18 protein-coding genes and 1 riboswitch are annotated in these 21,094 nt (G+C 44.1%); of the genes, 9 read left to right on the forward strand and 9 right to left on the reverse strand.

Features of this window, described 5'->3' with window-relative positions; translation table 11 throughout:
* Positions 1-15 precede the first annotated feature (15 nt).
* The 3 genes from ABGI61_RS00090 to ABGI61_RS00100 all read right to left on the reverse strand — a co-directional run bounded on the left by ABGI61_RS00090 (position 16) and on the right by ABGI61_RS00100 (position 4,147).
* A complete protein-coding gene (locus ABGI61_RS00090) occupies positions 16-1,692 on the reverse strand; it encodes a ShlB/FhaC/HecB family hemolysin secretion/activation protein (protein WP_347595012.1) in 1,677 nt (558 codons plus the stop codon).
* Positions 1,693-1,899: 207 nt separating this feature from the next.
* A riboswitch (cyclic di-GMP riboswitch) is annotated at positions 1,900-1,993 on the reverse strand.
* Between the two features lie 429 nt (positions 1,994-2,422).
* Positions 2,423-2,953, reverse strand: coding sequence for an H-NS family histone-like protein (locus ABGI61_RS00095; protein ID WP_347595015.1), 531 nt, complete (start codon positions 2,951-2,953; stop codon positions 2,423-2,425).
* Positions 2,954-3,091: 138 nt separating this feature from the next.
* Positions 3,092-4,147: a DUF1566 domain-containing protein gene (locus ABGI61_RS00100; RefSeq protein ID WP_347595018.1), complete on the reverse strand. Its 1,056-nt coding sequence runs from the start codon at positions 4,145-4,147 to the stop codon at positions 3,092-3,094.
* 103 nt (positions 4,148-4,250) lie between these two features.
* Here ABGI61_RS00100 and ABGI61_RS00105 point away from each other — a divergent pair, with 103 nt between their 5' ends.
* Together ABGI61_RS00105 and ABGI61_RS00110 are read left to right on the forward strand one after the other, a co-directional pair.
* Complete coding sequence (locus ABGI61_RS00105; protein WP_347595021.1) at positions 4,251-4,496, forward strand: helix-turn-helix domain-containing protein; 246 nt, start codon at positions 4,251-4,253, stop codon at positions 4,494-4,496.
* 92 nt (positions 4,497-4,588) lie between these two features.
* Positions 4,589-5,359 carry a DNA/RNA non-specific endonuclease gene (locus ABGI61_RS00110; RefSeq protein ID WP_347595024.1) on the forward strand — a complete coding sequence of 257 codons (771 nt, stop codon included), beginning with the start codon at positions 4,589-4,591 and terminating at the stop codon, positions 5,357-5,359.
* Positions 5,360-5,432: 73 nt separating this feature from the next.
* On the opposite strand, the gene ABGI61_RS00115 is transcribed toward ABGI61_RS00110, so the two are convergent.
* Together ABGI61_RS00115 and ABGI61_RS00120 are read right to left on the reverse strand one after the other, a co-directional pair.
* On the reverse strand, positions 5,433-6,005 hold the full coding sequence (locus ABGI61_RS00115) for a hypothetical protein (protein WP_347595027.1): 573 nt from the start codon (positions 6,003-6,005) through the stop codon (positions 5,433-5,435).
* Between the two features lie 2 nt (positions 6,006-6,007).
* Positions 6,008-6,730, reverse strand: coding sequence for an AHH domain-containing protein (locus tag ABGI61_RS00120; protein ID WP_347595029.1), 723 nt, complete (start codon positions 6,728-6,730; stop codon positions 6,008-6,010).
* Between the two features lie 117 nt (positions 6,731-6,847).
* Between ABGI61_RS00120 and ABGI61_RS00125 the strand changes: the two genes are divergently transcribed.
* From ABGI61_RS00125 to umuC, 3 genes are all read left to right on the forward strand, one after another.
* Entirely contained in the window at positions 6,848-7,102 is a 255-nt protein-coding gene (locus ABGI61_RS00125) for a hypothetical protein (RefSeq protein ID WP_347595032.1), read from the forward strand.
* An 83-nt stretch (positions 7,103-7,185) separates the two neighbouring features.
* Positions 7,186-7,617 (forward strand): translesion error-prone DNA polymerase V autoproteolytic subunit, encoded by a 432-nt coding sequence (gene umuD, locus ABGI61_RS00130; protein WP_347596631.1) that lies wholly within the window; start codon positions 7,186-7,188, stop codon positions 7,615-7,617.
* Positions 7,614-8,891, forward strand: a complete 1,278-nt coding sequence (umuC, locus tag ABGI61_RS00135; protein WP_347595035.1) for a translesion error-prone DNA polymerase V subunit UmuC — start codon at positions 7,614-7,616, stop codon at positions 8,889-8,891. Before umuD ends, umuC begins: the two co-directional genes overlap by 4 nt.
* Positions 8,892-9,020: 129 nt before the next feature.
* On the opposite strand, the gene ABGI61_RS00140 is transcribed toward umuC, so the two are convergent.
* Both ABGI61_RS00140 and ABGI61_RS00145 read right to left on the reverse strand, forming a co-directional pair.
* Complete coding sequence (locus ABGI61_RS00140) at positions 9,021-10,070, reverse strand: SH3 domain-containing protein (RefSeq protein WP_347595038.1); 1,050 nt, start codon at positions 10,068-10,070, stop codon at positions 9,021-9,023.
* 90 nt (positions 10,071-10,160) lie between these two features.
* Entirely contained in the window at positions 10,161-11,774 is a 1,614-nt protein-coding gene (locus ABGI61_RS00145; RefSeq protein WP_347595041.1) for a TIGR04141 family sporadically distributed protein, read from the reverse strand.
* Between the two features lie 329 nt (positions 11,775-12,103).
* On the opposite strand from ABGI61_RS00145, the gene ABGI61_RS00150 reads away from it, so the two are divergent.
* Positions 12,104-12,793, forward strand: coding sequence for an SOS response-associated peptidase family protein (locus tag ABGI61_RS00150; protein WP_347595044.1), 690 nt, complete (start codon positions 12,104-12,106; stop codon positions 12,791-12,793).
* Positions 12,794-12,804: 11 nt separating this feature from the next.
* Here ABGI61_RS00150 and ABGI61_RS00155 read toward each other — a convergent pair whose 3' ends face one another.
* Positions 12,805-15,612: a UvrD-helicase domain-containing protein gene (locus ABGI61_RS00155; protein ID WP_347595047.1), complete on the reverse strand. Its 2,808-nt coding sequence runs from the start codon at positions 15,610-15,612 to the stop codon at positions 12,805-12,807.
* Positions 15,613-15,864: 252 nt separating this feature from the next.
* Complete coding sequence (locus ABGI61_RS00160; RefSeq protein ID WP_347595049.1) at positions 15,865-17,067, reverse strand: hypothetical protein; 1,203 nt, start codon at positions 17,065-17,067, stop codon at positions 15,865-15,867.
* Between the two features lie 357 nt (positions 17,068-17,424).
* On the opposite strand from ABGI61_RS00160, the gene ABGI61_RS00165 reads away from it, so the two are divergent.
* From ABGI61_RS00165 to ABGI61_RS00175, 3 genes are all read left to right on the forward strand, one after another.
* The gene (locus tag ABGI61_RS00165; protein ID WP_347595052.1) at positions 17,425-18,018 is read left to right on the forward strand and encodes a hypothetical protein; all 594 of its coding nucleotides are present in this window, start codon (positions 17,425-17,427) and stop codon (positions 18,016-18,018) included.
* A 241-nt stretch (positions 18,019-18,259) separates the two neighbouring features.
* The gene (locus ABGI61_RS00170) at positions 18,260-19,087 is read left to right on the forward strand and encodes a tyrosine-type recombinase/integrase (RefSeq protein WP_347595055.1); all 828 of its coding nucleotides are present in this window, start codon (positions 18,260-18,262) and stop codon (positions 19,085-19,087) included.
* Complete coding sequence (locus ABGI61_RS00175) at positions 19,071-21,086, forward strand: AAA family ATPase (RefSeq protein WP_347595058.1); 2,016 nt, start codon at positions 19,071-19,073, stop codon at positions 21,084-21,086. The genes ABGI61_RS00170 and ABGI61_RS00175 overlap by 17 nt, the downstream gene beginning before the upstream one ends.
* Positions 21,087-21,094: the final 8 nt, after the last annotated feature.

The following is a 21,094-nucleotide window of genomic DNA, read 5'->3' on the forward strand; positions in this document are numbered from 1 at the left end:
GCTCGCTTCCCTACCTTAAAAACTAAACCGGACAGAAAAATCAATTTCCTGTTGTTTTTGCTGTAAAAAATCAGGTACCCGTAGTGCTCTGGCATATGAAATATTCACGCTCAGATGACGGTCATACAATTTAATACCAACGACAGACCCCGCCACCCACTCAGAACCCCTGTCCGGATACTCCGGCAAATTTGATGAACCAATATCAACACCGGCGTAATACTGCACCTGATCCAGCCAGGGCAGCGAGGTTTCTGCGGGCAGGCTGAAGTCGTTGCGGATATAACCGCCTTTGTAACCAAACAAGCTACTTTGCGATAAACCCCGTACCGAGTAACGGCCACCCACTGTCAGGCCTTCTGATGCCAGGATCACTTTAGGGGAATACAGAAAGTCTGCTGCCACAGCATAGAGCAGCGGCACAGAGCCCAGGTGAAACTGCGTGTTATAAGCCAGATTCAGCTGGTATTTGGTAAACTGAAAATCATCCTCAGCAGCCACCAGCTGTTGCTTGGCATCAAACCAGGGCACACTTTTATGAATATGCGCATTAACGCTGAGGGTACCCTGAGGAAAAAAATGCCGGTAATTGCCAGCCAGATCCCAGATATACAGCGTGCGTGATGAGGTCTCTAAAAACACATCTTCGATATAGTTTTTGCTGTCTTTGCGGATAAAACTGGCAGAGACATCCAGTTTACCGGTTTGGCCACGGTATAACGTGCGGTTCAGCTGTACACTGCTGTTAAGTGAAGAGCCATGAATGGAAAAATTAACAACGTTACCAACAACGGTCTGTTCATACTCATAAAAACTATTTTGTAATGACCACTGCCAGTACGCCACCGGCATTGACCAGGACACGGCATAACTGCGTGATAACGCATGCGGCAACTCATGCTTACCAATATTGGTTGATGCAGAGAAAAAGGTCGTATCATTTACCCCCAACAGGTTATCAAGCACCAGATTGCCATCCAGCTGATATTCGCCGGTGCTGTCAACACCGCTATTATTAACACCCAGCGAACCGCGCCAGGCTTTGGATAACTGATTAGTTATTACCACCTGGGTACCGCCTTGCTTAGCGCCGGGGTTAAGCGCTACCGTAGCGTTGTTTTGCCCAAGCGTATTTAAATTTTCTACGCCCTGTTCAATATCGCGGATATTAAGCACCGTTGCCGCATATGCAGGGAAAGCCAATTGCAGCTGGGAAGTGCTGATACTGCCATCAGCAGAGCTGATGTTTTCAATCACGCCTTCCAGGACAACAATATCTAAAATGCCGTCAGACAAATCCTGTGGGGCAATATAGGCACGGCTGGTGACATAGCCGCGTTCAAGATACAAATTGGATATTACGCCCAGCAGCGCATTAATATGCTCGAGCCCAAGGCATTGATTAAGATAAGGTAAGGTTGCTTTTTCGATTAAGGCAGCAGAAATTATCTGTGCGCCCTTAAGGTTGATAGCAGAGATGTTAAAACACGTACCTGTTGTTTCTAAATCAGAAAAGTCTGTTATGGCCTGCTGAGGCTGCTGCAGACGAACGTCTGGCCGCTCACGCAAAGGCGCCAGCTGCTGCTCTAGACGATCCAGCCCCTGCTTTAGCATCTTCTCGTGATCCGATAGTGATGCTTCCTGCGCCTGCAAAGCTGTTGCCATCAATCCCAGCGCAACCAGCACATACATAAGCAGTATCTTAGATACCCCAAAGGGTATTTTTCGAGGCATCATCACTGTTAAATCTTTCCTGCAATAATCTACCAGAGCGTTAAACGCACATAGATACTGAAAAATAAATTTCTGGCTGCATAAAAGACAAACTACATAGAAAGCGCAAATGCGTACTGCTGCACATTGGCAGTAATGCGGTACATCTGAAGGATGCGACTAAGCTAATGTAGCCTCTGCCATCATTAGTATTTAAACAATACTGTTAGATCAGCGGCTTTGCGTCCTGCCCTTTCGGTGCAGTTTGCCTTTTAATTGTCTTAGCCCGACGGTAAACACCTTAAATAAAGGTGAATTCAAGCTGAACGCGCGAAAGATATACAAATAATTACAATTAGGCAAGCCAATTTTTAACCAAAACTGCAACATACCGAACAACCAGCTGAGCAATTTTCGTAAAAAGATGTACATAATTAACAGATACGTGAACGACTTAAGTCGCCTATTTTGAATGCGCCTGCAGGTCCAGCCTCCTCACAGAAGTTGTACTAATAAATCGGAAGCTTGACCTGACAGACACACGCCAGTCGATATGGCCACACCATAATCCAATATATGTAGCTTAGCGCTTTTGAACAGCAGATACTGGCTAAAGTACATTCAAGCAAATAGCACCGTATTTCCAGGAGGGAATTTCAGGATATCTAGGGAGATAAGGTGCCCAGCTTAGCCAGGCACTGATACTAGGTTACTTCTTAGATAGTATCTCTTCGCCATTAACTGCTGCCCATTCGTTCCAGGCATCAACTTTGGAATTGTAGTTTTCTAGCGCTTGCGCTGTCGCCTCAGCGATTAGTGCATCTACCTGTTTAGCATATTTCTTGTCTACTTTTGTCACCGGCACAACTTCAACACCGCGGTCTTGCAAACCCTTTTTCATAGTGTGGGTACGCAGCAGGTTAAGTTGACCATTTTCTACGTAGAAGTACTGCTTATCTTTGTTGATCGTTTTGAATTTTGGCTTAACTGGGCGCTTACCTGTTTCAATATCGTCTTGCTGGATAGGTGAGCTAATAACATCGTTACTGAGTTTGTAACCAAGCTGCTCCAGCGTAAAACCTTGCGACTTAGCTAACTGCTCAAGCTGACCGATAAGTTCTACTTCTTTTTGACGCTCAGCAATTACGCTATTTAGTGTGTCGATAACTTCTTGCAGTTTTACCAGAGTTAGCTCTTTTGCAGCCTTTTTCAGTTCACGTTTATCAAGCAACAGGGACATGATTTAACCTTAGTTATAATGGTGAGTATACTCACTATTATCGTGGCTAAAGCTCCCGTTTTAAAGAGGTTAATTGTAATAGCACATATCGTACGCAAATAATCTTTCATACGATATGTGCGCTCATCTATTTTTTGGTTACCTGATGTCCCGAACAAATCTCACATTCAAGTTCCCCGTGAACTGAGCAACCCTTCCGTCTCTAAAGCCAACATAATCGTAATGTGGGCTTGAACTCTTTGCTGCAAATCCAAAGGTATTCGTGGGTGTATTGGGAAAAGCAGTCTCGATAATAGTTGGAACAGTAAAGTCACCTCTGCAAATGATACTACCAGTAGCTGGATAGTAAGTAAGGTTATCAGAGCCAAGCCAGTAACTCGGATCTCCCGATGAGCAATAAACTAAGCTTCGTAGTTCAGGTATGGTAGGCATGCGCCAGTCATCATAGTTTTCATCATTATAATCAACTAGATTAGCACCGGTGCCTGTCATAACTATCGGTTCACCAGTGCAAGTACCGTCTTGCCAAGTCATGCCATACGCACACCTTAGCCACATTAGATTAGTCTCAGTGTCCGTGATAGTGCCGTCTTTATTGTCGATATAGCGTCCCACAACAACGCCACTACCTTGCTCGGTAAAAGTCACGCTAATAGCACAATCTGAAGTGATGGGGCCGGTTACGAAGTTGTCTTCACTAATATCACCACCACAGCCAGAAGCACTTGTTAACTCATATCCAATATCAGGCGTTAGTTTAAAGGTCGCATGATCGCCATGTGCAATAGTCAGTCCATCAGGTGCAATAGTGCCATTTCCAACGACTGTTGTTGATATTGTATAAGTCTTCAGTTCAAACACTGCACTAACCTGACAGTTAGCCGTTATTGCACCTGTCGTATATGTGTTACCACTTAACGAACCGGCACAACCGCTTAGATTATCTATCTTGTACCCGTCGTTCACTGTTACGGTAAACGAGCCAGTCTGCCCTGATACTACCTCTAGTTGTGTCGGACTAATACTGCCCCCACTGGTCACTGACGTAGTGACTAAATATTTCTGAGTCTGACCGCCACCACTTCCACCACCTGTACCAGTATCGGGCTCTTCACTGCCACTTCCACCACCACAGCTTTGAATCATCAGCATTAATACTGGCAGAGCTGCCAATCTATAGCGACTATTGAGCATAAACATATGTCCTTACATTCACTGGGATTATATGCCTAGGACTATAATCTATAGACCGCAAGAGGGCAAATCATCATAGTCGCGTAAATTTAAGAGGCTTTTGATGAGTAAGCAGTTTTTAAGCGCCCTCGGGCAAAATGTTAAGAACAGACGTCTGCAGAAACAGTGGACGCAGCTTGAGCTATGCTATGCTGCCGGTGTTGATTTGAGCTACATCAGCCGTATAGAACGCGGACAGGTGAATGTGAGCATTGAAGCACTGCTTAAAGTCTCGATAGCGCTTGATTGTGACGCAAGAGACTTACTCCCCGAAAATTCTGTGGTCGACGCTGACAACACAGAAAAGTAGACACCTCAAGATAATCTGTACAAATTTTAGTCATCATTAAGTAACAAAATCTGCGCATGATGCTTTCTGGTTAACCATAGAAAGGCATCAAAATGAAAATCAAAACTACCTTCGTGTTAGCAGTACTGACATTTCTGTCAGCATCTCAAGCGTTCGCTGCAAACTGTGTTTATGGCTGCCCTACCGGTAAGTCAGGCCAGACAATTGAGCGCCCAATTTACACCCTACATAACAACAGCAGCACTAAATTTGCTAATTGGGTTGCTTACAAAGTGACTAAGAATACTATTGATGGGCCGAGTCGTACCCGGACATGGCGCGCAGATCCCAATATCAGTTCTGCCTATACCCTTGAACCAGCTGATTACACTGATGCTGCTGCGGTGCTTGGTACTGACCGAGGTCATCAGGTGCCGCTGGCTGCTTTTAGTAATACCGCATATTGGGCAATGACGAATTACTTATCTAACATCACGCCGCAATCGGCTGACCTTAATCAGGGAGCATGGGTAAAGCTTGAAACAGCCGTTAGAAACTTGGCCCGTACCGGTCAGGATGTCTATGTCATAACAGGGCCGTTATATGAGTGGTACTTCGGTACTTTGCCGGGTGCGGATGAAAGTCACACCATACCATCAGGTTACTTTAAAGTGGTGATTACCGACAATGCAGGCTGGGTAGAGGCATCGGCTTTTATCATGGAGCAAAACTTAAGCCGCTCTGCGAGCTTTTGCCCACGCGAAGTGACGATTAATCAGGTTGAGTCCCGTGCCGGCTTAAACATCATGCCATCGCTCCCGTCATATAAAGAGCCGGCGGTTGAAGGTCAGGTCGGTGGTTTGAAAACTGAACTAAGTTGCTAGTGATTTGCAATACTGCCCGAGGCTAATGCCTAGGGCAGTTTACCTACACTTCGCATCTGCTATTGGTCTTACGTCAAAATATGTTTAATAGGTCTTCATCGAACCGCACACCAGTGAGATAGTGTTTTTCACAGCATTGCTTAAATGCGTCAGATACGAATAGTGCTCTATAGCCCTCAAGCTCAGACTTAAAGATGTTTAAGTCCTGCAGGCTATTTTCATCAAAGACAAGTGTTTCTAATCCGCACTCAAACCCGTCCAGGTATTTTTTTAAGCATAACTCTGCCTGCTCTTTTCCTGCAGACATACAGTTAAAAAAGTCATAATGAACACCGTCAATTATCAGCGGCAATAACTCACCGTCATTTGCAATTAACGGCATAAGGCACTCTTTCGCTTTACTGTTCAGCAGTAAGAAGCCACCCCAAAACGATACGTCAGGTAGCGGTGTTCCATTTTGAAACTGTTCGCTTAAAGGACATTCTGGCAGCACCCAGCGATCTTTAATGCTTTCGTGCAATCTGACAAACCGTCGAACCAATTTTAAATCTGTATCACCAATCAACTTGGCCACTTGCATCAGATCCAAATCCGGCACTTCGTACGAATTAATCTCTCGTTTTAAGCGATAAACTTTCGTGCTCATAATTAACTACTTCTTTTCTCTTCGAGGATTTTCACTGGATGCGTGCCGGTTTTAAGCTGGACTTTAACAGCATGAAGTCGATTTAAATAAAGTGCTTCAGGCAGATTGTCGTTAGACAGCAAATCGCTAATCCACTCTTCATACTGATAGGTATGTAGCTTGCGGTGAGCAGGGGCTTCAGGAGTAGCCCAATCATCAGGGGTATTTCGGGTAAAGTTTCTCAACCACACACCGTTTACAGGATCGTTAATACCAATGCCGTACTGATGCAAATTAAGGCGACACGTCAACATATCCACTTTCAAATATCGGCCTTTGCCTGGAATAATATGGTGGGCTTCATGAAATGATGTCGGCTTCACTTCGCCTACGGCTCGCAGATTTCTCACAAGGCGTTTTGTTGGGTGGTGTTCCTCTGCCTGTAATTCAGTCGAGGATTTCAGCTTATTAGCAGCACGGTAATCTGTTAGTTGAGTTTGCAATCTAACGTGGGCTGCAATTTTCCGGCGCTCCATCCGTAGATGTTTTTGATCACGCTCACACTTGGCAATTCGCTGTAGTTTGGCTTGTGGACACTCGTTTTTGGGTGCAGCTTTATTTCGCTCAAGATGAAACGCTCGGGCCTTAACCTCATAGTTATAGATAACCATTTCGAGTGGGCTTGGGTTCAACGGGCGTTGCGGCATTGGCATAGCAGGAAAGTTATGTGCAGTAGTCGGTTTCATCCTGAAGTTTACTCCCTATTTCTCTCAACAGTTGACCGCATTCTATTACCTGAGCCATTTGACATCAATCATTTGTAAATCTATTTTTAACCAATAATTCACTTTTAGGATTTGGTTATGGATAATCAGCGCGTCACTGAGCAACAGGCAGTGCAACTTCTGCAGCAATGGAATGGTGTTGGCCATGATTTGCCGTCTCTGGCAAAACTCAAACCGGCCAGCGATAAACAGGCAATACTTCTATTACTACCCGGCTATTTGTGTAATCAGTGGTATCAAGTTGGCGAAACCTATAGCTCTTATAGGGAGGCACTAACCTGCTTAGGCTCCCTAATAGATAGAAGCCAGACGACTTCACAGCTAACAAACTAAGCGAGCATTAAACTTATTGGTATCAGAATTGCCAATTCTGCCCTGACTGATATACTGTATATCCATACATATACGAGGTGGGTATGTCAGTAGTATTTATTGGTAACGCCGATTCCTGGCCGAAACAACAAATTCCCTTCTATAGCGATCCTGTCAAAGCGGGCTTTCCCTCACCGGCACAAGATTATGTTGAGCGAACGCTGGATTTAAACGAACTCTGTATTCGTCACCCTAATGCTACGTTTTTTGTTCGGGTTGAGGGAGATTCGATGATAGACGCCGGTATATATGATGGTGATGTGTTAGTTGTAGACCGCTCTGTAGATGCCGAGCATGGTGATATCGTGGTAGCTGCAGTAGGAAATGAGTTTACCGTGAAAGAGCTATGTACTCGGCCTTCACTTTGCCTCTTGCCCCGTAACCCAACATATAAACCCATTCGTCCGCGTAATGGCGAAGAGCTGAACATCTTTGGCGTAGTGACCAACGTTATCAGGCAGATGAAACGTAAATGACAACCCCCGTATTTGCGCTGGTGGACTGCAATAACTTTTACGCCAGCTGTGAAAAATTGTTCCGGCCTGACTTAACGAATACGCCAGTAGTAGTGCTTTCTAATAATGATGGCTGTGTGGTTGCTCGCTCAAGAGAAGCGAAGAAACTCGGTATTAAAATGGGCGTGCCTGTATTTCAAGTCCGTGAGTTAATGCAAAAACATGGTGTAGTAGCATTCTCTTCCAACTACGCACTTTATGCCGATATGTCACAGCGCGTTATGAGCACCCTTGAAAGCCTGGCTCCCAGGGTAGAAGTATATTCTATTGACGAATCTTTCTTGGATTTGACCGGTGTTGATTTTAGCCAGAGCCTCACCGAATTCGGCATACAAGTACGAAAGGTCGTGCAAAAGTGGACAGGCATTACCGTCTGCGTAGGTATAGCACCAACCAAAACACTGGCAAAACTGGCTAACCATGCAGCCAAAACATGGCCGAAAACAGGTGGCGTAGTCGATTTAACTGACAAAGTGCGCCAGCGTAAGTTGCTTGCCTTATTGCCGGTAGATGAAGTTTGGGGAATCGGTGGCAAGCTGACTAAGCGGTTACAGCAACTGGGTATCAATACCGCCCTGCAACTTGCCGATGCTGATCCAGAGTATATTCGTCAGCAATTTTCTGTAGTGGTTGAACGTACCGTACGCGAACTGAACGGTGAAAGCTGTATAGCGCTAGAAGAGATGGCACCTACTAAAAAGCAGATTGTCAGTAGTCGCGCCTTTGGTGAACGCATTACTGATAAGCAACAAATGCGTGAGGCAATAAGTGAATACATTAGCCGTGCTTGCAAGAAGCTGCGCCAAGAGCAACAAACCGCAAAGCACCTTACTGTATTTCTGCGAACCAGCCCGTTTAGTGACAAAGATGCGCCCTACAGCGCCAGCAAAAGTGTTGAGCTCGACATACCAAGTAACGATACACGCATCTTTCTTACCCATGCAATGAAACTATTGGATGGTCTGTGGTTAGACGGTTACCGATACGCTAAAGCGGGGGTAATGCTGGCTGACTTTTATAACCCCGGTGTATATCAGCCTGGGCTATTTGACGAACCTGTTGTTACAAAAGAGTCTGACCAAAAGCTCATGCACCTTATAGATCAATTAAACACTAAGCACACTAAAACCATTTGGTTTGCTAGCCAAGGCAATAAGCAGGAATGGAGTATGAAGCGAGAGCTGCTCTCGCCAGCCTACACGACCAACTGGCAAGAACTTCCGATAGCGAGATAATTTCCGCTTCGAGCGTGATGCAGACATTAACGCCCGGCTTACCGAGCAATTTTTGATGGCGGATTTTGTGCGTCTTTTTTGCACAAAAGGTGACAGCGGCAATTTGTCCGATGTAGCCCTTTGCTTCTTTTATTTAAAATATGCTGTATAGCGTCTCGACACCCAGCCCTGTTCAAGCGTTCCATCAATCTCTACTTCGACTAAAAGCCATGAGCGGTTTGACTTATCTATGACCTCGACTAACGAACCAATTGGCAAAACCGTTATTATTTCAGATCTCATACTGGGGCCTTCTCTAAAGTTAAGGGATTGCGCTGTTGTTACACGAAACCGTTTTAAGGAAGATCGATCAAAACTGTGATTAGGTGCGCGAGTAAATTGCCTGACCTCGGAAGGCGTAGATATAGACTCTAGCTCTTTTCTTGCTTCCTCTGCGTTGGCCATTATGTAAGCAGCTAAGCAACCAAGTAAAATTGGCAAAAAATAATTGTGGTATAAATAGAGCAAGATACACTTAGTTTTGTCAGAAAGCGCATTAAAATCTTTTTGTGAATATATCTCTGCGCTAATTTGAGTATCTAGCTCTTTAAGAGATTCATCAATTATATCGGTGCTGCTAATTTCCGTTGTGAATGTCAAGACTGCATTTTGAGGAAATGGGCTGTTATCTAGACTGGCTAGAGCTTTAAATGACGCCAAGTTACTGATTTGAGATATTTGCATAAATGCTTCAGATTGCTGCAAGGCAATTGATGCAAGCTGGCTTGTTTTTGCAAAATTTTGGAGCTGCTTCGCAACTCCAGACTGCTGAAATGCTATAGAGGATAGTCGAACTGATTCTGCGACTGCCTTAAAAGAGCTCATAGCATCTGATTCTTGTAGAGTTAACATTGCCAGCCGACTTGATTCTGTCAGCTGCCTAATAGACTTCATGGCATCCGATTCGTGAAAGGCAAGCGAGGCAAGTCGGCTGCTGTCGGCTGCAATCCGAGCGGACCTCATTAATTCTGACTCGTTAAAAGCCAAGGATGCAAGCCTTGCTGTTTCACTGAGATTTCTTATTGTTCGCATTGTTTCAGATTCCTGAAACACTGAAGCAGTAAGGTTCAATTGCTTTTCCATCTTCCTTATTGACTCCAGCCAAGACGGATTAATGATATTTTTGATACTTTTATCCATGGTTCTATATGATCTTCCGTCTTAGCAGAGGCAGAGGACAGTTAGCGGCTATCCCAACCAAGAGAGAGCGACTACAAAGGTTTTTACGCACTATCGCATAACCTTTTCTGCTCCTGCAATTTTGACTGTGTAGCCTCGTTGTGAAAGATTCTCGTATACTCGCGTTAAATTCACCTTGCTGAAAAATGGAAGGTTTTCCTTAACGCTATGATTAGCGTCCCCCAGTATCAGAAATACAATTTGGTAGTCTGCACTCTTTAAACCATCGAGTGGAACAAGATCTCGTGCATTATGATGAACACGGCCCAATACCTTTCTGGCTTCCTTTCGAAATGTCCTGTCACCGAGCATAACTTCCCCAGAAACACTGCCTTGTGCAAAAAGATGGCTTAAACCAGCAGACCCGCCTTTTCGGTGCTTGACGTGAATCAGCTGCTTGGCATTCGTCAGGAGGTCACAAAGTTCGATAGGTGACGTCGTCTTCGAGCATTTCACAAGTTTCTTATCCAGCAAGTGGAAGCCCAAGTGCCTGGCTGCTCTCAGGTTGTAATCCCCTTCAGTTTCAATCTTGTTTTCCTCATCTTCCTCCCAAATCTCAACACCGGGAAATTCGATATCGCTATGACTGATAAGAGCCAAAGTGGCTTCGATGCCATGCATGAAAGATTTATCAATCTCATACCAGTTACCGCCGAACATTACGCTTTTGGTAGTATCGCCGTCGAGCTCGAAGTACAAGCAAGTATAAATTGAGTAACCAAATTCGTTGCCATGTACATCGGTGATGTAGAGACGGTCTCGGCGGACAGACTCTATAGAGACAGAGTCGGGATCTATATTTTCAAGATACTTGCCAGCTTCTATTGTCGGAGATAAATCACGCTTTGAACGAGTAAAGCTAAACCCGAGTACAGAGTCCCATTCGATGATCTCCGGTAATGTCACAACAATACCGGCATTTCGACTCCTCAAGGCATCCAGTAACGACTCGTCCAAATCCGAAATCGACGATGCATCTTTCACTCGCCTTATGTTGTCGACCCAACCAAAGGAGTTTTTATAAAGATCTAGTTCATAGAATCTTAGGAGATCTTCGGCAATTTGTGGTATCTCTTCTACCAACATTTCTACACCAAATGAATAGATCGCGTCGCCGCCAGAAATATTCTTGTAGCCCACACCAGCTCTAGGAGAGCCTGTAACTGCACGAAGTACGTCTCGAAAAATGTCAACACCAAACACGCTAGCTTCTGAACCACGGATTGCTTGTGATTTCTTTTGAATTGGTTGATCTTCGAGTGTATGAAGATCAACACTGCGTAAGCTCTGATGGTTAAGTGTGTTCAGCGCCGTTTTAAGTCCAAAATCTTGCTCAAAATGTCCCGTTTTAAGCAAAAAACGCCCATATCCAAAGGTGAATGCAAGCACCTTGCCTCTTACTCGGATGAGTAGAACCGCAGAACTGGATTTGTTCGATAGTTGCTCTACCTCCTGGCCAACGATTGTATCTATGAGCTGCGCCCAGTTCGGACGCTTCTCCTGAGAGTTTTTTATGTACAAGAGTCCTTCGAAGTCGTGTTGCTCTAACACTTCCAGCTGGATAACACGTGCGTCTTCACTCAGAAAATCTCTGAAATTGTTTTCCCCAAACTCGCTTCTAGCCAAAAGCACGTTTAGATACCTATACGGTTTACGCTCAGGCATAACTCTCCCTATATCACATAACGCTTATTCAGCGGGTACTTCCATGCTTAAACACCGATCAACCTGTATCCGCGCATTTAATATACAAACACTACATCGATTCTTTCAATCTGACAATCACATATAGGTACAAACCATAGTTGTACATACTGCAAATATAAGATCTGGCTGCTGCATCTAGCAGTGAACTTGATTCAACTAGAACACTTACAATCTTGCGGGTTGTAAGGTACGTCCGCAATCGGCACACATCAGAAGTATCCAGTGCGTATCAAACTCTTTAAATAGCTCATAATACTATCATCTGAACGGTAAATTGAGTTCAAGGTATGTGTGGCAGACTTAACGTAATTGATGATCCCGGCGTCAGAGAGTTGTGTGAAGGACTACAGATCCAGCTGTTCCCTGATAGCCAGATATTTAGCAGGTTTATTAGGGCTACAAATCATGTCAGTATTGTCAGGCAGAAAGATGGTGTTCGCAGAATGGACAACGCTATTTGGTGGCTGTTACTCGAACCATCCACTACCGGCTTTAAGCCCTCCAAGTACACCTCTTTTAACACCCGTTATGACAAACTAAATGTTAAGGGCTCTGCTGGCTACCAGGCATACCGCCATAGTCGGTGTGTTATTCCAGCTAAGGGCTTTGGTGAAACTGAGTACCTGAACAACAAGCCTCTTCATTACCATGACCTTGTTGCTAAAGATGGTGCGATATTACTTGGTGGCCTGTGCAGGGAATGGGTTAACAAAGATACCGGTGAAACAGCATTATCTTGCTCAGTTATAACCCTGCCGCCACACCCCAAGCTGATGCACATCCATACGAAGGCATCACCACTATTACTGCCGTTAGACATGGCATTGGTGGACCGCTGGCTGGACGAAAGGATTACCGACCCGAGTGAATTTGAGCCATTACTGCAGCCACATATACCTTATGACCTTACTGCGGTGCAGATCGATAAACCGAGCACGCATAATTTTCTCGGTTCAGAAGCAATCTGTGCTGACTAAACTGAATAACGTTAATCTATCTGCTTCACGTCAGCTAATAATTTTGCGAGCATGTTTTCAGACCTGAAGTCTTTCCATTGTGAGAGTTTTCCATATCTGTTGGACGGACTACCGTAATACCCCAAACCACCCGAACATCGCACTACAACCAACTCATCCTCTGCACGAGTAAGAGCAACATATGTGTTGCAGAGCTCTTCATTATAGGACGCCAGTCGTGAATAACTAAAGAGCGGGTCAATGACATAGCTTAACTTTGCTTCAAGACCCTTAGCACCATGATAAGTTAGTACCTTAATCTGCTCATCTTCGCCGGTTTTAATACCCACTGTGTTTAACGTACTCTCAATCAACTCGACTTGTTTGTTGTACCTGCAGAGTATCAATACCGAAGTTGCTGTAGATACACACCCTCGATGCCTAATATCACTGACTAACCAATTAGCTACTTGCCCGATGTCATCGCATATTTTCACAAGCGGCGGTATTCCATCAGGCCTTACATAAGGTGACTTTAGATACTTCCGGTTTATCATGGTTCGTACTTGATTACAAAGTGACACTATCTCGCCGGTAGTTCGATGATTGGTCATCAGGTAGAACTTTTTACCTTCAGGAAAAACCTTTAGGAATTTCCTCAGATTAACATCCGAAGCCCCCCTAAACTTGTACATCGATTGGGCGGGGTCACCTACACAGAAAAATTCTTGTCCTTTGTCGTGCAAGGCGTCGATAATCCCCCATTGTGCGGGATTGGTATCCTGAACTTCATCCAGGATAAGGTGTTTGTATTTGCGAGCAACTGACTTTGCAAAACCTGTTTTGGTTAGTTTCTGGTTGAACGAAGTAAATAGATCGTCGAAATCTCTAAGACTGTTTATAGCCTTGTACTCTGAGAGTTGTTTATGCACTGTCTGCACTTCAGCTAGAAGTCCTTCATATTTTGGCATGAGTTTTCGTAGGCTACGTTTAACATCAGGTGTAGGAAAACTCGCCGCGTGACTAAACACTGTTTTAAGACGCCTAGCAATGTCCTCTGGCGCGCTTTCTTCAATGAGTTTTCGTCTTTTCGATACCAGTTTAGTTAGCTGCTCTAAATAAGCTTCATCATCCAAAATAGCCGAAGTTTTTCCATCATCATCCTCAATAACAGAGCGAGACCAGCTGCTAAATGTACCGACAAACATAGCTTCATCATAAAAACCCTCTTCAATTAACCGGTCCTTAAAAACATTAGCCGCATCGTTGGTGTATGCTAAAACACAGATTTCTGATGGTTTGACACCTCTTGCCAGTAACGCCCCTACACGTGACACTATTAATCGAGTTTTACCTGAGCCCGGCCCTCCCTCGACATAGATAGCCCTTTTTTTAGATTGGAGTATGCGGTCGACGGAATCATCTTTTGTTCTTCTCTTTTCTATCAAAGGCGAAATGGCAGCTCGTGCATCGAGAACAGCCTGAGCTCGATTTACCCGTTTGATGTCTTCTAGAGGCGGTTGGAGTCCTAGCGCATCTTTAGATCGGTTTTCCCCTTTCCCGTATTTTTTCGGCTCAGTAAGATCAAGAATAATGTTTTTAAATTTTGTCAGCTTTTCACGAATAGCGTGTCTGAGAACGCTTTGGTCGAAGGTTACTGTCACTGATGGAATGAAAAACGTACCAAATTCCTTAATCAGAGGTCTTGTTCTACCAATCGTTTTTGACAGTATTAGCTTTCTAAGTCGTTTTTCATCAAGTGGATAAAGTGCTTTGGGTAGGATGAACTTTAACTCTTCTAATCTAGATACAATGTTATCCATCTCTACAAAGTTAGGCTCTTCATCAGTCTTATAAATATTACGAGACTCCACGCGAAATGAACTGGCCTGATTAGGAAACCACTCATTTATCCCTTCGAGTTTAGATGCGACTTCGGAAAAACTAACAGGAAGGCGTCTGAACACATCTTCAATAAATTTTTTATTCTCTTTTAGAACTTTGTCATACCCAATTAGATGGTGAGAACTACGACTGCCGACGTAGGTTGTTTCAACAGCGTGTTTGCGATTTCTGGGAATGCATGAGCCTGACGTAGTTTTGTTATTCGTTGTAGATAGAAAACCAAACAACTGCGACACACCATACATGATATAGCCGGTATCAATTCGGCCTATGGTGGCGGTATTTATTAACTGCTTAAAACGTGTATTTCTAAAAACAGATTTGAGGTGGGAAAACGCTATTTCTATCTGTTTTTCGCTGAGGCGGGTAGGAATAAACTCAATTTCGAAATTGTAACGTAAGTCTCTGCCTGCATTCCTATGGTGATTTGCTTCCGCGCAGTAAATTTTGATGTTCCGGTAACTATCGTTATCCAGAACCATCTCAAAACCTTTGTTAAAAAAAGGCCTGAGATCTTGCTTTTTAAATCCCTCATTTCTCTCACCAGGATCACAGCTCGTTACGCGCAACCGTGCTTGGCGAGCAGCAGTGCGCACTTTGAGCATACCGTTTTTTGCATCAAGCAAATGTTTGAAGTCTGTAGCAGAGAGGCCTAGTTCAATCTGAATATGGTCTATATCAACCGTATCTACCGAAACATCATTCAAAGCTTTAAGTAAAAGCTGATTCTGATACTCAATGGTATCGGGGTTAGTTAAGACCTGTAATATTTCATCAAGCTTTGAGGTATATCGAAATTTCAGTGGGTTTGTTAGTGCCCCAATAGAGCGATTTAGCGCGATATCTACATGTGAATGTTTACTAATATCAAAAATGTTACTCGGTACGAGATAATCGAAAAACTCGTGGTGCGCAGAATCGCTCGAATTGGGCATGGATTACATCCTATCCAGTATGGAACTGTAATTCCCTGAAATATAGCACTAAATAATTTTCTTCTGACATTTAAGCATAATTTCACCAGCGAAAAGGCACAAATAGGCATGGATTTGTCATTAGGTGACATTTAATAAGCAATCCTTATGGTATTGATATAACGGGATTAATGGCGCATATTAAAAGGTTATCTCCGGTTCAAACAGTAGCGAGCTCGCAATTGCGAGCTCGCTGTTGGCTTTCAACTAACCTTATTCCTCCTCGTCTACAGCATCCTCTTTGTCTTCGAAATTATACTCGTCGTCATCAGCACTTTCTTCGGGTTCATCATCGTTATCCTGATTCAGCAAAATTGAAGATTTGGCATAGATGTAGGTAAGATCTTCATGATCCAAGATCTCAAAAAACGCTTTCATTAGTGCCAGTTTTGGGTGCTCTACAACATCGCTAGTATCCGTCAGGCTCTGAAGCTTACCAATTAGCTTGCGACGATCAGCAATGTATTGCTCTTTATCTTGGGCTGATTGAGGTCCTGGATAATTATTCTCTAAATCGTCAAGGTCATAGAAATCCTCTTCGCTTTCAATTTCATCATCAATAGCTTCCTGCTGCTCAATGAGATTGTCTACGCTTGGTAACGCCGAACGATAAATTTTATAAACGTAGTCAAAAATATCTTTAGGTCTCTGCTCAGCAAGTGCCATCGCATACTCAAAATATTCAGGTTTATGACGCTTCACGTGGAATAACAGTTTTTCTAGTGAAGAACGAGCACCGATTTCGTCCCATAAAACTTCAGTATCATCAATCATGGCTAGGTAGTCATACTCTGGGTCATAATCATCATCCCAAATACACTTACCATTTTTATCTTTGATATCATTCTTGCTTTTTAAGACCATGTTGTCTTCATTTAACTCAAAGCCTTTCCCTAGCTGGTGTGCCTCTTCATCATCTTTTGTAACAAGGCAATGTTTTTTCCACTCTGCAAAATGTTTGTGGTTGCTTGACTGCTCGACAACTTTCTCGATTTCAGCTTTGGTAAGGTCTAATTTGGTCAATTCGCTAGCCTTCTTACCTTTGCTCGCTGCAATAGCGTGAATTACTTTGACTTGATGTTGAAAATCAAGTCGCCCAAGCGTTAACATTGAGTTGTCGCTAAAATGCCCTATCTTTTCATGTCCAAAAAGTTCATTGGTAAAATGTGCTGACATAACCTGCTTTATCGCAGCGTGGTAGGTTATAGTTAGCTCATTCTCCACGTAACTTTTGAAAGAATTGTATTTAATTTTAAGGTACGCCTTTGTATACCAGATCAAGTACATAGCAACACGAATATCTGTAAGATTCTTATTAATCATCACAGTCATGCTATTTAACAGTTCACCTGTATCGGCCAAAAGAGACTCATGCATACTGGTAAAGTACTTTAAAACATCGTTCATAATTTGCATTTTGCTGTCCTCGACATAAATTTAAGTATCAGGATTATCAGCGCTGATGTGTTCATGATACACATCCACACGTACCTATAAAATGGAAAAACAATTGCGCAACAGCTTAAATCAATTCTATTTAACTCAACACTTTTCAATATGTTAGAGATAGCGGGTTCAAACTAACCATTTCAACACGATAACTATGGCAATAATTAAGCGTAAAAGTCATATTTATGCCAAACTAAAGCAAAAGCCACAACGAAATCGGTAATTCAAAAAAAATTTACTGATATGACATTGTTTTTATTTAAGATAAAAAAAGCATTACAAAAATCTAATTGAGTCAAAACCAATAATTTGGAGGGCTGCGCAATGGTTAATCTAGGGACAGAAGAGAATCGAATAATAGGATGCAGTATTTTCTCCGATCGCAGTAAACTTGCTGAACTTACAATTTCTGGAAATGGCAAATGTACACCTGACCGAGTTCCTGAAGTGGTAGAGACTAACTATTTACTTCTCAACTTAGCGTCGACACCCAACCTAAGTGTTAACGACATAAAACTTTGCTTATTCTTTTTTCACTTTGTGGCTAACGAAGATGAGCGAACAAAAATCGACAACGTGTATTCGCTCACAAATAAGGATGTAAAACTAAGGTCAATTGGTAAAGATTACTCTTTGTTTATCTATAACGTAGATGAGGACATAACTGAAGAGTACAAAATGCCGTTTGTCAGCCTCCACAATCGACTTCGAAAGGCAAATATTCACATTCCGCTGCACTCCTTAAGATCCTCGCTTGAGAATTTACATGAGTTAGGCTTTATTACCATCACCGAAATCAGCTCAGAGGCTGCTGAGTTTGAGACAGAAGAATACGTGTGGACCGATTGCATGTTAGTCAAAGTAAACTACTTTATGATGTTCACCAGACAAACTCAGAGGTGGAAATTGTCGGGTTAAAGATACTCGTTCTTCGACAATAACCGTGTCATAAATACTGGTTGTATTTCCACCAACTCCAGCGCTACCATGGCGTAGCGCTCTTTCTGGCGCTCCTTCTCTCACCCTATTTCAATCTGATTATCACTATCTAACGAGGTGCTCTATGAGTACAGCTTCGCCGTATTCGCTTTATTTAAGCAGGCTATCGGCTAATAGCAGAGCGTCTATTGCGTCACAGCTCCGCAGTATCGCTAAGATTATGGATTGGCCGGTTGATGATGTTAACCGCTTTAATCAAGTTAACTATCAAGACATGCTGCAGATACGTGCCATGCTGCAACATGCTGGCTGGTCGGCACGTTCGATTAACCGCGCACAGGTGGCAATTCGCAGTATCGTCAAAATTGCTGTGATGATGAAGCTGTCTGATAGTGAGCAGCTTAATCAGCTTTGTAGCCTAAGTAAGCTAAAACATGCCGAATACCCCGGCACTGCGCTGACTAAACAGCAGGTTCAGGCTCTATTTACACTACTGGAGCGTTCAACATCCGCAGTAGGTAAGCGCAATGTGGCGCTATTTGCAGTATTGCTTGGCACTGGCCTTCGACGTAGTGAGCTGGTAGCACTAGAGCTAAAAGATGTCGATTTGAACAAGCAAACGCTGCTGGTGCGTAACGGTAAGGGCAATAAATCCCGCACTGTATTCTTACCCAAGTGGTGCCTGAACTATCTGCAAAGCTGGCTGAAACTGCGCTCTATACAGCCTGGCTATCTGTTTTGCTCGATGTTGATAAACGGCAACGTTAAACCGGCCAAAGCCTTAAGCGTTTGGCTGGTGTACAGGCTAATCAAAGACAAGTTACAGCATATCGGTGTTGAGAATGCATCACCGCATGATTTACGCCGCACTTTTATTACCCGTTTGCTAGAGCAGAATATCGACCTTAATACGGTACGACAGATGGCCGGTCATGCGTCTATTACTACCACGACCATTTACGATAAACGCGATATGCAGTTTATGCAGCAAGCGGCAACGGCACTTAACTATGATATTTCCGGGGGCAAGCATGATAACCCCGCCTAATACGCCATTGCCCTGTCATTATTTAGCGGCGTTTTATGCCAGAAACGTGATTAGCTTAATAGATGTGGACTTGGCGATGACGAATGCTAGTCGCGCCATTATAAAGCGCATCAGCGGCAACGTGTTTGATAGCGATATTGAGCTGACTACGGCTACTGCGCTTAAGCACCTAAATATTGCTGATGCTATGCCTGAACTCACTGCCCGAGTAGAGCAAAACTTAGCGACACTATGCACCTTGTTTAATGTCGCACCAAACTTTGGTCCTGCCCTGGGCTTTTTGGTACTGATGAACATTAATCAGGGGCTTAATCAGCTGGTGGATTTTGTGGGTGGCCACTTTGAAGAAAAGGCACTGGAAAGACTGCTATGTGAGGTATCCGGTTTAAGCGCTAACGATGTCTCGCACAGCTTATCGATATTACAGCAAAACGGCGTGATATTGGTAGACCGGTATTTGAATGAGCTGCACGACATCACGATACCGGCCAGCATACTGTATGTACTGACCAGTGAGCAGATTGAAAGCAAAGCGCAGTTGCTGCGCCATCTGCTTTGTCCAAGCATCGAAACACCGTTAAAAACGGATGATTTTGGTTATGTCGATGTCGCGCTGCTGCAAGGCTATCTGGCCGAGGCGATAAGTCAGCAGCTTTGTGGCGTAAACATTCTGCTTTATGGCGAAGCCGGTAGCGGTAAAACGGCACTAGCCAAAGTGCTGGCGCAGAGTTTATCCGTACCACTCTATGAAGCCCGCAATATGCGTATGGACGATGGCTTTTTGTCTAACGAGTTTGGTGCAAAAAGCTCCGACACCCAGCGCATCCAGTACATCACTATGCTGCAAAGCTTAATGGGCGGCAGTGCCATGATGTTGCTGGTTGATGAATGCGAGAGCTTGTTCTATAGCGCCGATACGCATTACTCGAAAGAATCTGTACATCGGCTATTAGAGCAAAACGCCGTGCCGACTATCTGGATAACTAACTATGTTGACCAGTTAGAGCACAGCTACATTCGCCGCTTTAAGTTGGTGATGCCGGTTAATGCACCCAAAGATGAAGTGCTGGAGAAAATGAGCCGTGCTGAGTTTAAAGGTTTAGGGATAAGCAGTGAGTTTCATACACGGCTTAGTAAAACCCCTAACCTGACACCGGCATTGCTGGCTAACGCGTCCCATGTTGCCAGAACGCTGGGCGTGAAGCGCAATCTGGCGCAAGGCGTTATCGAGGATGTGATTGAGAACAGCCTGACGGCTTGTGATTTGTGGGATGACAGTATGCGCTATCAGGCAGAGCTGGCGTTTGATATGTCGCTGCTGAACATCAAAGAATCCGGAGAGGTGCTAAAGCAGATAAACCATGCGGTTGCCACTAATGCACCGATACGGGTATTAATCAGTGGTCCACCTGGCACCGGTAAAACCGCGCTGGCGCATCATTTAGCCGAGCAGCATAAACGGGAGTTAAAACGCGTATTAAGCTCGGATGTGCTGAGTAAATATGTCGGCGGCTCTGAGAAACAAATCGCCCGGCTATTTCAGCAAGCGCACCACAACAACCAGATGTTGCTGCTTGATGAAGTAGACAGCCTGCTCACCAGCCGGGAGCGGCTAAACATGCACCACGAGCGGCAAGTGGTGAACGAACTGCTGGCGCAGCTTGAGTGCTTTAGCTTCCCGCTCTTTGCTGCAACTAATTTCGAAACAGCTTTGGATAGCGCCATATTGCGCCGCTTTGATTTCAAGCTACAGTGTGACTACTTGAGCACACCGCAAGTGTTAACGCTGTACAAGCGCACTGTGAGCGCTCCACAGCTATCGACGTTAGAGACTGAGCAGCTAAGTTCACTTAGCAGATTAACACCCGGCGATTTTGCACTTTTAACCCGTCGTTTGCGCTTTAGCGCAGCGCACGAACATCGTCAGTTAGCGCTTGCCGTACTGACCGATGAAAACAACCGCAAGCAACCTAAAACCCCCATCGGCTTTGTGCAATAGCCACTAAG

Origin of the sequence: Rheinheimera fenheensis, assembly GCF_039871805.1 — a bacterium.
In the GTDB taxonomy this organism is placed as follows: domain Bacteria; phylum Pseudomonadota; class Gammaproteobacteria; order Enterobacterales; family Alteromonadaceae; genus Alishewanella; species Alishewanella fenheensis.